This is a genomic window from Tritonibacter litoralis, assembly GCF_009496005.1.
GTDB lineage: Bacteria > Pseudomonadota > Alphaproteobacteria > Rhodobacterales > Rhodobacteraceae > Epibacterium > Epibacterium litoralis.
This window is the reverse complement of sequence record NZ_WIBF01000001.1, coordinates 142,338-155,992: the sequence shown is the minus strand read 5'-3', so window position 1 is coordinate 155,992 and position 13,655 is coordinate 142,338. Positions and strand designations below refer to the sequence as shown.

At 59.0% G+C, this 13,655-nt stretch carries 10 protein-coding genes; 5 read left to right on the top strand and 5 right to left on the bottom strand.

The window, feature by feature from the left end; genetic code table 11:
* Positions 1–76: 76 nt before the first annotated feature.
* The 5 genes from lpdA to GFB49_RS00775 form a co-directional block, all read right to left on the bottom strand.
* Positions 77–1,471 (bottom strand): dihydrolipoyl dehydrogenase, encoded by a 1,395-nt coding sequence (gene lpdA / locus GFB49_RS00795; protein WP_153213904.1) that lies wholly within the window; start codon positions 1,469–1,471, stop codon positions 77–79.
* A 234-nt stretch (positions 1,472–1,705) separates the two neighbouring features.
* On the bottom strand, positions 1,706–2,284 hold the full coding sequence (locus GFB49_RS00790; RefSeq protein ID WP_153213903.1) for a DUF924 family protein: 579 nt from the start codon (positions 2,282–2,284) through the stop codon (positions 1,706–1,708).
* Positions 2,285–2,423: 139 nt separating this feature from the next.
* Positions 2,424–3,698 (bottom strand): MFS transporter, encoded by a 1,275-nt coding sequence (locus GFB49_RS00785; protein ID WP_153213902.1) that lies wholly within the window; start codon positions 3,696–3,698, stop codon positions 2,424–2,426.
* A 180-nt stretch (positions 3,699–3,878) separates the two neighbouring features.
* Entirely contained in the window at positions 3,879–4,928 is a 1,050-nt protein-coding gene (gene queA / locus GFB49_RS00780; RefSeq protein WP_153213901.1) for a tRNA preQ1(34) S-adenosylmethionine ribosyltransferase-isomerase QueA, read from the bottom strand.
* A gap of 52 nt (positions 4,929–4,980) precedes the next feature.
* Positions 4,981–8,259 (bottom strand): YhdP family protein, encoded by a 3,279-nt coding sequence (locus GFB49_RS00775; RefSeq protein WP_153213900.1) that lies wholly within the window; start codon positions 8,257–8,259, stop codon positions 4,981–4,983.
* A gap of 178 nt (positions 8,260–8,437) precedes the next feature.
* Between GFB49_RS00775 and GFB49_RS00770 the strand changes: the two genes are divergently transcribed.
* The 5 genes from GFB49_RS00770 (at position 8,438) to GFB49_RS00750 (ending at position 13,608) form a co-directional block, all read left to right on the top strand.
* On the top strand, positions 8,438–8,899 hold the full coding sequence (locus GFB49_RS00770; RefSeq protein ID WP_153213899.1) for a peroxiredoxin: 462 nt from the start codon (positions 8,438–8,440) through the stop codon (positions 8,897–8,899).
* A 368-nt stretch (positions 8,900–9,267) separates the two neighbouring features.
* On the top strand, positions 9,268–10,113 hold the full coding sequence (locus GFB49_RS00765; RefSeq protein WP_153213898.1) for a ferritin-like domain-containing protein: 846 nt from the start codon (positions 9,268–9,270) through the stop codon (positions 10,111–10,113).
* Positions 10,114–10,339: 226 nt separating this feature from the next.
* Positions 10,340–11,671, top strand: a complete 1,332-nt coding sequence (locus GFB49_RS00760) for a M23 family metallopeptidase (protein ID WP_153213897.1) — start codon at positions 10,340–10,342, stop codon at positions 11,669–11,671.
* A complete protein-coding gene (locus GFB49_RS00755; protein ID WP_153213896.1) occupies positions 11,661–12,161 on the top strand; it encodes a bactofilin family protein in 501 nt (166 codons plus the stop codon). Before GFB49_RS00760 ends, GFB49_RS00755 begins: the two co-directional genes overlap by 11 nt.
* Positions 12,162–12,363: 202 nt before the next feature.
* A complete protein-coding gene (locus GFB49_RS00750) occupies positions 12,364–13,608 on the top strand; it encodes a calcium-binding protein (RefSeq protein ID WP_153213895.1) in 1,245 nt (414 codons plus the stop codon).
* The last annotated feature ends 47 nt before the right edge of the window (positions 13,609–13,655 follow it).

Sequence of the window (13,655 nt, the reverse complement as noted above, 5' to 3'; positions counted from 1 at the left end):
CGCGTGTCCGCTCAAGAAAACGCCCCGAGCCAGAACGGATCGGGGCGCTTTTGTTCTGTACGGTCTGCCAATTGGCTTACATGTGGATCACACGGTCAAAGGCATCCAGAACCGATTCATGCATCATCTCGGACAGAGTCGGATGCGGGAAGACCGTGTTCATCAGGTCTTCTTCGGTGGTTTCCAGCTGGCGACCCACGACATAACCCTGGATCATTTCGGTCACTTCAGCACCCACCATATGCGCGCCCAACAGCTCACCTGTTTTGGCATCAAAGATGGTTTTGATCAAGCCTTCGGGTTCACCCAAGGCGATGGCTTTACCGTTGCCAATGAACGGGAAGCGACCCACTTTGATGTCAAAGCCCAGCTCTTTGGCCTTGGCTTCGGTGTAACCGACGCTCGCCACTTGCGGGTGGCAATAGGTACAGCCCGCGATGCTTTCGGGTTTCACAGGATGTGCGTGCTTGCCTGCGATGAGGTCGGCGACCATCACCCCTTCGTGTGAGGCTTTGTGGGCCAGCCACGGGGCACCTGCGATATCGCCGATGGCATAAAGCCCATCCACACCGGTGCGACAATAGGCGTCGGTCACCACATGGGTGCGGTCCAGTTTCACACCCAGCGCTTCCAGACCCAGACCTTCGACGTTGCCGACAATGCCCACAGCGGAAATCACCGTGTCAAACTCTTGTTTCTCGACCTTGCCACCCACTTCGATATGCGCGGTGACCTTGCCCTTGCCACGATCCAGCTGTTTGACCATGGCTTTCTCCATGATCTTCATACCCTGTTTGACAAAGGCTTTCTTGGCAAAGGCGGAGATTTCAGCGTCTTCCACCGGCAACACGCGGTCCATAACTTCGACCACGGTCGTGTCCGCACCCAAGGTGTTATAGAAGCTGGCAAATTCGATCCCAATCGCGCCGGAACCGATCACCAGCAGTTTCTTGGGCATGCGCACCGGATCCAGCGCGTGTTTGTAGGTCCAGACCAGATCGCCGTCAGCTTCCAGCCCCGGCAATTCGCGGGCCCGAGCGCCGGTGGCCAGAACGATGTTCTTGGCGGTCAGCTCTTCGGTGCCCTTGTCGGTCTTGACCGACACCTTGCCCTTGGCCGGGATGGTGGCCTCGCCCATCACCACGGTGACTTTGTTTTTCTTCAGCAGATGGCCAATGCCACCAGACAGCTGGCTGGCCACCCCGCGTGAGCGTTTGACCACCGCGTCCAGATCATAGCCGATGTTTTCTGCCTTCAGGCCAAAGTCCTTGGCCCGTTCCATCAAATGGAACACCTCAGAAGAGCGCAGCAGCGCTTTGGTTGGAATACAGCCCCAGTTCAGGCAGATGCCGCCCAGATGTTCGCGCTCCACAACACAGGTCTTCAGACCCAATTGTGCGGCGCGAATAGCTGCCACATAGCCGCCGGGGCCGGCGCCGATTACGATCACGTCAAAGTTCTGTCCGGCCATGATGCTTTTCCTCACCAAAATCAGGGTTCCGAAATTTAGTTTACCATTAAACTACTTTTTCAAACTTCGCAACGACGCTGAAAGAAATCTGTAGGTTTCCGTCAAAAAACCGCCTGTCAACTGAACGCGGGCGTCTTTTCTTGTGTAGCGTCAACACATTAAACAAATATGGCCGCCCCTTAAAAAGAGACGGCCAATGGCTCAAACTGGATCTGTCGCGAAATTTACGGAGATTTATTCCGCGGCCTGCAGGCTACGTACGGTCGAACCATAACCGCCGGCTTGGACATAATCCTTCTCGGCACAGCTGCTGCTACGCCCCAGGGCCGCGTTGCGATACGGGAAACGGCCAAACAGGCGGATCACTTCGCGGTGGGCCCGCGCGTGCAGCAGGTTTTCCATCCCGGTCTTGGGCATGTGATCCATAAACATGCGGATACAACGTTCCTGGTCACACAGGTTTTCCGAGTGCATCAATGGCAGATAGAAGAACTGGCGCGCTGGCTCGTCGATCTTCATATCCCATTTCATATCAATCGCCTTTTTGGAGACCGCCCGGGCCAGCGCATCGGTTTCAAAGGCGCGCTTGTCGCCGCGGAACATATTGCGCGGCATCTGGTCGGTCAGAATGATATAGGCTAACGCCCCACTGGGATAGGTCAACCACATCGAGAACTTGCCCGCGCAGGCCCCCTCCCAAGTTTCCAAAAACGCCTGTCGGATTTCCTCATCCAACGCGGGGTCCTGGATGTACCAGCCTTTTTCTCCGACTTTATCCAGCCAGAATTCCAGGATCTCTTGGGGCCCTTTCATGGGACGCACTCCGTATAAATACTCACACCCCAGTTTAGGCTTGTTTTTTACAGTGAACGCAAGGTCACCCCCGGTCACAAATTGCGACCAGGGGTGGATAAGATGAAATAAATGGCATGTTTTCGAGAGTTTAACGCTATCAGCCCTGCGCGCTCTCGGCTTCCTGCTCTTCCAGCTCTGTTTCGATAACGTACTCTTGCGCCCATTCCGCAGCGACGGTTGTTGCTGTTGGCGCAACCATCGGCGTGATGCCGGTTTCGGCTGCAGGAATCGCCGACCGCTGAGTCGCGCGGTAGACCGCATAAAGCGCCAGGAGGCCCAGAAGTGTGGCCATAAATAGGAAGAAGCCCGGCGAGCCCAGCATATTATCTGACATCACCCAACCGATGATCAGCGGGCCGGCAACCGCTCCACAGCCATTCAGGAACAGCAGCGACCCGGCCGCGGATGCCATATCCTCGTGGTCCAGATAATCATTCGCATGCGCCAGCAGCAGACCATAAAGCGGGTTCACCAATCCCCCAATCAGGAAAGACGCTGCAATCAGCAAGTTGAAATTTCCACCCAGGAAGGCTGCCATTAGGGATGCCGCGCAGCTGATGCCTGCCACAAAGGTGATCAGCAGCCGCCGTTCCATCCGGTCCGACAACCAGCCAATTGGGAACTGCAGAACCAGCGCGCCCACATAGAACGAGCCGGTGAAGATCCAGACCTGTGTCAGCGGCAAGCCGGCCGAGGTGGCATAGACCGACGCCATGCCAAATTGTGCCGCAAAAATCCCGCCCATCAGAAACTGCCCGACGCAGCCCAGGGGGGAGATTTTGAACAGCTCTCGGATCTCCATCGGCTTGGACCGCTCAAATGCCGGAACCGGTGAGATCGACAGCAAAATCGGAGCAAATGAGATCGAAACCGCGATCGAGGCGATGACAAACGGCAGATAACCGCTCGGCTCACCGATCAAAATGAACACCTGCGACGCCGCAAGGCCAAGGGTCATCACAATCAGATACAGCGACAGCGCCTTGCCGCGGTTTTCATTGTCCGCCGCGTCATTCAGCCAGCTTTCGGCGGTGACATAAACGCCCGAGAAGCAAAACCCAACGACAAAACGGCCCAGGATCCACGGGATCGGATGGGCAATCGCCGGATAAAGGATCATCACTGCGGAAATCAACGAGGCAAAGGCGGCAAACACCCGCACATGCCCAACCCTGCGGATCACCGCCGGAACAAAATAGCTGCCAACCAGCAGACCGCCAAAATAGGCGGCCATAATCACCGACATCAAAGGCGTAGAGAACCCTTCGATATCGCCACGCAGCCCCAACAGGGTGCCCTGCAATCCGTTGCCCAGCATCAGCAGGCCAACACCCAACAACAGCGCCCAGGCGCTCGACAGCACTTGTAACATCTGCGCACGTCTCCTTTGACCCCATCTCCAGCCAATGGGGGATCTATTCTGCAGTGAAAATGCTGCCCGAAAACCAGTGCCAAATCAGCGGCACAGGCCACAGCAGCTTTGGCCATCTGAACGATGACCAAGCCGCCTTGTCTACATCATTTCACGACATTTCTGTTCGGTTCGCGGCATCTAAGGCAAAAGGAGCGACGCATCCCCATAGGAAAAGAACCGATACCCCGTCTTGACCGCATGGGCATAGACGCGTTGCATCCGCTCTTGACCCATCAGGGCAGAAACCAACATCAACAGGGTTGATTTGGGCAGGTGGAAATTGGTCATCAGCCCATCGGTTACGTGGAAGGTGAAACCGGGATAGATAAAGATATCCGTCTCCCCTTCCCAGGGCGCGATCTCACCGCTGTTTTGGGCTGCGCTTTCAATCAGGCGCAGCGCGGTGGTTCCGACCGGGATCACACGCCCGCCGACGGCTTTGGTGGCCGCAATCTCGGCGGCGGCCTCAGGGCTGACGCGGCCCCATTCGGCATGCATCTTGTGTGTGGTGACATCTTCGACCTTGACCGGCAAGAACGTGCCCGCGCCCACATGCAGGGTCACATGGGTAAATGTAACCCCCTTCTCCGCCAGCGCCCGCAACAGCGCATCGTCGAAATGCAAGGACGCCGTGGGTGCTGCAACAGCACCGCTGTGTTTGGCCCAGACGGTTTGGTAATCTTCCTTGTCCTGCGCATCCGCCGCGCGTTTGGCGGCGATATAGGGCGGCAGCGGCATGGCGCCTGCCTCATTCAGCGCCGCATCAAAATCATCGCCGGTCACATTGAACCGCAACAGGCCCTGCCCGTCATCGACCGCGTCCAACGTGGCTGACAGCGCGGGGGAAAACTGGATCTCTTCGCCGATTTTGACCTTGCGCAGGGGTTTCAACAGCCCCGCCCAGCAGCCATCCGCGCGCGGCTCCAGCAGTGTCACTTCAACCTTGGCCGACACCCGGCCCTGGGCGCTGTCGCGAAAGCGCTGTCCAAAAAGGCGCGCGGGGATCACCTTAGTATCGTTTAACACCAACCGGTCGCCGGGATTAAACCAATCCACCAGGTCGCCCACGTGCTGGTCGTGGATCACGTCTGCTTTGGCCACCAACAGCCGCGCCGCGCTGCGCGGGGTCATGGGCCGGGTGGCAATCAGGTCGTCGGGCAGGTCAAAATCAAAATCGCTGAGTTTCATGGGCCGCTCTCATAAGGGGCTTTGCCGCCTTTGACCATGATAAACCGGTCCCTCAGCGTTCTTCCCGTTCATCCTTGCGTTCCTGAAAACTTTTGCGCGCGGGGCGTTCCTCTCCGGGGGCAAGCGGGGTTTGCCTGCGAAACACCTCGCGCAGGAAACCGGGAGCCAGACCAGACAGCGGATTGACCGAGACTTTGGGGTCGTCCGCCGCGCCACGCAGGTTAAAATTGAACCCGATCAACCCCTCACCCTTGCGGGTCAGAACGCTGCCGACCACATTCACCAGATAGATCGGCGACAAGACACCACGCATGTCCAGAACGCTGTTTTCCAGGTCATAGATCCCGTCCATCGATAGGCCGATCGACGGGCCAACGGCCGAGCTTTTGACCAGTTTCAAATGGGTTGGCCCCAGTTCAAACCGGGCGTCAATTTCCGTAAACAACAACCCCTGCCCGGTCAGCTCGGTCAGCAGCCCCACCAGACTGACGGCATTGACCAGTGCCAACATGGCCGGTGCCTGCCGGATATAGATATTATTGGCAGTGATACGCCCATTGAAGTAACCGGGCCGGGTGCTGGGCACCAGGGTCATGTCAAAGCTTCCCTCAGCCGCATGGCGCAACACACCTGCCGAGCGGAAGACGCCGCCCGCATCATCGGATTGCACCCGCATGCCAAGGCCTCCGTTCTGCGGCACCAGCACACCACTGACGGCGGTCTGCCCGTTGATCTGCCCGCGAAACTCGCCGTTCAAACCCCCTTGGGTCGACACCCGCCCCCGCACGTTATGGAGCGCGATGGAATCATTCACCTGCAGCCGGTCCAGCGCAAATTGGATCGGCCCCACATCACCGCTGCTGCTTCCACCACCGCCCGAGCCGCTGTCCGTGCTGAATGGGGCCGTGCGCAGATCCAGCCGCCCCCCCGACAGGGCAAGCGCAGGCGCAGCTGCCCCCCGCCCGGTAAACGTCGCACTGCTGTTTAGCCAATTGCCAATCCGCACCGAATTGAACGCGGCCTGATCCAACCCGCCATTTTCCCGCAACGTGATCCGTCCTTGCGCGCTGAGCCCCGCAGCCGAAACCGTGATCTGATCCACCCGCGGCACCGCACCCAGGGTGGCCGCCACCTCCAGCGTGCCCTGCGCTGCGGGCGATTTGCGCCAGCCCAGCGACCGGATGCGCAGTCCCAGCCCCTGCAGATCGCTTTTTAGTTGCAGATCCGGCGGCAGACCGGGGCTGAGCGTCAGCTGATATGATCCGGTGCCCGCGCCGGAAACTGTGCCGCGCGGCAGGCCAATGTTGAACACCTCGACGGTTTCTGGCGTCAATGCAATCGTACCGTTGGCCTGATGGGTTGCATCCTCTTGCCCCAGCGGCAATTGCCAATCCACCGTGGCCGCAATCCCGCTGATTTCACCCGCGCCGGTGATCTGCACAAAATCATGCGCGCCGGTGATGTTCAACTGATCCGCCGTCAGCACGTGACCGGGCACCAGCTTGTCCGTCTTGGCCGCGCGGATCACACCGCTGTAGTGATATTCGATCTCCTCAATCGGCAGTTCTTCCTTAAGCGCAAGGGAGAGCGTTCCACGGGCCTGCGCTTGACCGTCGGCCAGATCCACCGGCAGGTCCACCTTGTCCATCACCGACAGGGGCGCGCGGTTCAGCAGCGACAGCGCAGCCGTCACCGCGCCTTTGGCGGCCAGACGCACCACCGCCGGGCCGCCCCCTTTGACGCTGGTGTCCGGGATGATAAACGACGTGCCGGCGACATCGATGGAGCCGCCCAGATCGGCGGTCACTTGACCAGCTGTGGCCGAGGCGACCAAACGTTTGTCATGCAGGCTGAACTGCCCCATCGCACCCGTCAGATCCGGCATGAATTTCTGATAACTCACCCGCACATCTTGGAACCCCAGTGACAGGGACACCAAGGGCTTTTGCCCAACCCGGCTGCGCAGCGCGACCTGAATGTCGTGCGCAACCCCTTCATGCAGGTTCTTTTGCACCCATTCGCGCGGCTTGGGCGGCGTGTTTGATGGCCACAGGGTTTTGACCTGATCAACGGTAACCACATCCGCATTCCCGTCCAAGGCAAAGGCCCAGCCATCCGCATTGGTCCAAACCTCGCCGCTCAGATGCACGGTTGTGGCGTCCTGCGTCACCGTCGCCTCACCCAGCGTCAGGCGGAACGGGTCCAGATCCAGTTTGAAATCCGTCGTCACCCCGGCAAAGGACTGCAGATCCGGATAAAGGTAAAACGGGTTCAGCTGCAGATCCGAGAACCGGAGCTGCCCGACCAAATTCTTCAGCTGCCCGTTTTCAATCCCGCTGAGGCTGGCAACCCCTTCCATCTGGCCACTGCCCCAGCCGGTGGAAATCGACAGACCATCAAACTGCAACAGCTGTTCGGCTGGGAAATAGGTAAAATAACTGCTGGCCCCGTCAAAGGGTACGGGCCGCGCGGCTTCATCCGGCTGCAACGCGCCTTCGCCGATCTCCAGACTGGCCGAAACGGGCTCCAGCACGCCGTGGCTGTCCAGCCGCCCCCGCAGATTGCCCGAAATCGGCGCACGCAGGATCTCCAACCAGCCCAACGCCGGGCTTTGCACCGCGATATCTTCGCTGGGCAGATCGGTGAACGCGATGCCAAAATCGGCGGCTGTATCACCGATCAAGGACCGGTATCGCGCATCCACCTGCCCCACATTGGCCCCGCCGCCCAGAACCGAGAATCCGGCGGATAAAGCCACTTCTTGACCGGTGCGATCCAGCCGCACAAAGCCACCATCAAAGGTCCAGGCCCGCCCGATCCGCAGATCCTCATATTGCAGGGTGACCGCTTCCACATCGATGGAACGCAACGCGCTGAGCCCCGGCTGATCCAGGTAAAGATCCCATTGTTCGATCAATTGCGGCAGGTTCTGCGCCTGCCGCACCGCCGACGCCCCATCAGCCAGGCTCAGCGCCACACTGTCACCGCTGCGCTGCAACGTGGCCACCACCCCCGCCACATAGACGGATTTGGGCTGCACTTTGCCCTGCAGCAATCCGTTCATCGAAAAGGACGCCTGCGCATCGCTCAGCTGGGCGGCAATGCTGCCGTCCTCATACCGAAGCACCACATCCCGCAGGCCAACCCGCGGCCGCCAGCCCTGGTTGACGATCACTTCGATGCCGCCAAATTCCACATCCAAAGCGCCCATCTGCGCCTCGATCACCTGTTCGACCCGGTCGCGCATCCACGGCGGCAGATCGAACTGTCGCCCCTGACCAAAATAGATCACCAATGCCGCAAGGATGCAGAACAGGCTAACCCATCGCATCAACGTCCGCCCCATGCGCCACAGTCCCAACACCCAAAACCTGGGGGACGGGTCCACAGCCGCAGGTGCGGGCTGGTCAGAATTATGCGGTTCGCGGCCGATGAGCGCTTTCCCCTTGCGTGTTATCGCTTAAATATAGCGGGAAAACTTTGAAACATTCTATCTGGAGACATACCCAATGCTCAGCCCTTCCGATCTGGCCCCCGACTTCACCCTGCCCCGCGACGGCGGGAGTGAGGTGTCATTGTCGTCGCTCAAAGGGCAGACCGTTGTGTTATTCTTTTATCCCCGCGATGATACGCCAGGCTGCACCAAGGAATCCATCGGATTTTCCGAACATCTGCAAAGCTTTGCCGATCTCGGCGCAGCTGTCTTTGGGATCTCCAAGGACACAGTTGCCAAACATGAGAAATTCGCGACCAAACACGGGCTGACAGTGCCGCTTTTGTCGGATGCCGACAGCGACACCTGTGAACGCTACGGGGTTTGGGTGGAAAAGAACATGTATGGCCGCAAAAACATGGGCATCCAACGCGCAACCTTTCTGATCGACGCGGAGGGCAAGATCGCCAAGATCTGGCCCAAGGTCAAAGTGCCCGGTCACGTGGACGAGGTTCTGGACACTATCAAATCCCTCTGACTCACAAAGGCTCCCGCCCCTGCGGTTGCGCCCCTACCGGGGCACCCCCTGGCAGCGTTGGGCCAAGCGCCGCGCTTTTGGCGCGGCGCGCCACCGCCCCGCAGCAACGAACCCGCCGCAGACCAGCGCTTTCGCTTCGGAGCCGCCCATCACCTGCCCCCGATCAGCCGCGCTGGCCGCTGTGCGGCAAGGCAAATCGCCGAGGGGCCCCGCGAACGCGGGGAGACGGTTATTTTCCTTGCGGCTCAGAGGCTGGGGTGGCAGGGGACAGATCAGGTGATGGGGGGCTCTGAAGCTTTCGCTTTGGTGGGTCCCGGATCCAAAGACCACTTTTGCCCCTTCCTTTCCGAGCACAGCGGACACATACCATGACTGACACGCCCCATTGTCTTGCTGAAATGGCGACGCAGGTTTTAACCACCGCCGACGGGCGCACAAAAACCGCCTTGTCGCGCCAATACGCCGCCCAGTGGTTTGCCGCGCGCAAAGGCGACGCGCCAGAGATCCCCATTGGCACCGCACAGCCCCCATTGCATCCGGCGCGCCCTGCTGAACCCGCCCTACTCGACCCGCGCGAGGTGCCGAAACGCAAACCCGGTTCAGAAGCCGGACGCAAAGCGCTCTTGCATGCGGTGGCTCACATTGAGCTGAACGCCGTGGATCTCCATTGGGACATTATCGCACGATTCTCCCATGTCCCCATGCCGCTGGGGTTTTACGACGATTGGGTGCAATCCGCGGATGAGGAAAGCAAACATTTCAACATGATGTGTGACTGCCTGGAAGCCATCGGCAGTTTCTATGGCGACCTTCCCGCCCACGCCGGCATGTGGCGCGCGGCTGAGGATACGGCGGATGACCTGATGGGACGCCTCGCCGTTGTGCCCATGGTCCTGGAAGCGCGCGGCCTCGATGTGACCCCAGGCATGATCGAGGTTTTCAGAAAAGCAAAGCTCACCCAGGCAGTGGAGGCCTTAAACGTGATCTACGCCGAAGAGGTCAGTCATGTGGCCTTTGGCGCGAAATGGTTCAACTTTCTCTGTGGGCGCGATGGGCTTGACCCCAAAGAGACCTTTCACGGGCTGGTGCGCAAATATTTCCACGGGGCGCTAAAGCCACCCTTTAACGAAGAAAAACGCGCCGAAGCGGGCATCCCGCCCGATTTCTACTGGCCGCTGTCGGATCAAATCCGCCCGCTCCCCGGCTGGGCCTGACGCCACCTAGGCCTCAAAACCCCACATCGCGGCGCTTGATCGGCAATAATTCGCTCAAATCCCCGCATATGGCGCAGACATCGGCCAGTGCGGGTTCTAAAACCGCAGCGCGTACTTGCCCGAAAATTAGCAACTCGTTAATCCAATTGGGAAAGGCCACAAGATCACGACCCGCGCCCAATGGCCCGGCTGAGGGCTAAGACTGCAATAAGAACGGAGCGCGCCGATGCGAACGCGGCTTGGCATCAAGGTTCATGGGTTTTTGGAACGGCGCTTTCCCGAGCGTCGTATCTTTGTAAAATCCGATAATGACACCCGGTTTATTCGCCTGCGATCCGAGACCCAGCTGGTGGCCGCCATTGGGGTGACGGCTGTTGTCACATGGTCCATTGTAGCCTCGGCGATTGTTCTGATGGACAGTATCGGCGCTGGCAATTTTCGCGAACAGGCGAAACGGGATCAGGTCACCTATCGCGCGCGCCTGAACGCTATCTCGGTGGAACGCGACGATCGCGCTGCTGAGGCGCTGGCCGCACAGGAACGGTTCAACGCGGCTTTGGTACAGATTTCTGCGATGCAATCCGAGCTCCTGGCCTCTGAAACGCGGCGCCGCGAGCTAGAAACCGGCATTGACGTAATCCAAACCACCCTGCGCAAAACCATGCAAGAGCGGGAAACCGCCCGCCAAGAGCTGGCAGACCTGCAGGAAACCGCCCAAGACAGCACGGCCGCCCAGCAGGCCTCTGTCACCCTGCCCGCGCAGATCAAATTTGTCGCCGACGCCCTGTCGGAAACCGCGCTTGAACGGGACGAGATCCTGGCAGATGCCCGCTCTGCCTTGGAAGAGCGCGATGAGCTGCAGCTGGAAATGCGCCTGATGGAAGAGCGCAACGACCAGATCTTCCGTCAGCTGGAAGAAGCGATGGAAATCTCGGTTGAGCCGCTGGACAAGATGTTCCGCCAGGCCGGGATGCCGCCGGAACATATTATCGAACAGGTGCGCCGCGGCTATGATGGCCAAGGCGGCCCCTTGGTGCCGCTGGCCCTGTCCACAAGCGGCGGTGTTGCCGACGCAGATGCGCTGCGCGCCAATGACCTGTTGGCCAAACTCAGCCAGTTGAACCTCTATCGGCTGGCCGCGGAACGCGCGCCGTTCTCGGAACCCGTTGTGCGCGGCAGCAGCCGTCTGACCTCGGGGTTTGGCTTTCGGCGTCACCCCATTACCGGCGGTCGCCGCATGCATCACGGCATTGATCTGGCGGGCCGTCACGGCACCGATATCTATGCCACCGCCGACGGTGTGGTCAGCTTTGCAGGCTGGCAATCCGGCTATGGCCGCATCGTCATAATCAAACATGATTTTGGCATTGAAACCCGTTACGCCCATAATTCAAACATCCGCGTCAAGGTCGGCCAAAGGGTCTCGCGCGGGGATCATATTGCTGATATGGGTAACACCGGACGGTCGACTGGAACCCACCTCCATTACGAGGTTCGGGTCAATGGCAAAGCCGTAAACCCGATGATCTATATCAAGGCTGCGAGAAATGTTTTCTAAAAGCAAAATCAACGAACCCGGAACCAAAGCGGAAGGCACTCCCGCAGCTCCTGCTGTGCCGCCCTCCTCTGCGCCCAAGACGTCAGCCGCGCCTGCAACTGACTTCAAAGCGACAGCGCCCAAGGCAAAACCGCCGGCATCTCTGCTGTCGTCTGATTTGCACATCACCGGGAACCTGAAAACTTCGGGTGACATCCAGGTGGAAGGCACCGTCGAAGGCGACATTCGTGCGCATCTGCTGACCATCGGCGAGAGCGCCACCATCAAAGGCGAAGTGACGGCAGATGACGTTGTAATCAACGGCCGCATCGTCGGTCGTGTTCGTGGCCTCAAGGTCCGCCTGACCGCCACCGCGCGCGTCGAAGGTGATATCATCCACAAGACCATCGCGATTGAATCCGGCGCCCATTTCGAAGGCTCCGTGCAACGTCAGGACGATCCGCTGAACCCCGGCAAAGCGGCCGCCAAACCGGCAGCGCCCCAAGCCTGATCCGACGCGCCACCGGCCCGTCACTGTTTTAAAGACCTGAAAACGCCGTGCCCTTGCGCGGCGTTTTTCTATTTAAACCTGTGGCGTTTCATCAGGATAACTTCTTAACGTGTTCCAAGTCTTGCATTTGAGAAATCCAAAGTTTAGGTAAATTGAAAACCATGTGGTTCTACGTAGAAGACGATTTTTTAAGGATACTTTTATGGCTCGCTTAGTAATTAATGCAGATTCTGATGAATTGTCTGCCGATGACCTTTTTGCACTGGTGGGGGATAACAGCCTTGAGGTAACGCAGACAACCGACAGCTTAATCCGCCTTGAAGGCGACAACGGCCTTTTTGCAACCGTCACCGGGAATTTCACCGCATTCCCAACCCTGAGCCGTACCATCGACGGGCTCAGCGCCGGTTTCAACGGAGAGATCTTGATCGACATCAGCGATTTTTCGATCACCCTCGGAGAATTGCAGTTCAATCGCAATCCATTCGCAGCGATTACAGCGGGTGACGACACCAATATCGGCAACACAGACATCGGCCTGCTGTGGGAAGGATTTGGCGGCAACGACAGCTTTGACCTGGGCGCAGGCAATGACACCGTCTTTGGCGGCAGCGGGTCTGACACTCTGATCGTCGAAGACCGCTTTGCGTCGGCCCGTGCCACGCTGGTGACCTCTGGCACCATCAACCTGACAACACGGGACGGGCGCGACAGCCTGTCCAGCGTAGAACTGCTGCAATTTGAGGATCGCCTTGCCGCAATCTCAACCGGGACCTCATTCAATAACACACTCATTGGCAACCAATTTTCGGCGACCCGCAACGATCTGATTGTGGGCGGCGCGGGCAATGACCAGTTGCTGGGACGCTCTGGCAGCGATGCGCTCTTTGGTGAAAGCGGCAATGACCGGCTCTTGGGTCAGCGGGGCGCGGATTTCTTGGACGGCGGGTCTGGTAATGACACGCTCGTTGGCGGCAGCCTGGCCGACACCCTGTTTGGCGGCAGCGGCGCAGACAGTTTGATCGGCGGTGGCGGACGTGACCGGTTGAACGGCGGGCGCAACAATGACCGGCTGGACGGCAATGCCAGCGACGACATCCTGCGCGGCAACCATGGCCAGGACCGTTTGAACGGCGGTGTTGGCAATGACCGATTGCTGGGGGGAACCGGGCGCGACACATTGTTTGGCGGCAGTGGCAATGATGTTCTGTCCGGAAACGGCGGCGCGGATGTCTTTGAATTCCGCAGCAACGACGGCAATGATACCATCACCGATTTCCGACTTGGCGCGGATCACATCCGAATTCTGAATGGCGCCGATGATCTGAGCGATCTGACCATTCGATCGCAGGGCAATGACAGCCGCGTCTCCTTTGGAAATACAACCATTGTCGTCGAAGATGTCAGCGCCGAACAATTAAACGACGCGGACCACTTCCTGTTTTAAACTGAATATCAATAGACTCTCTATTTCAAAAAACAAAAGCCGCCTCT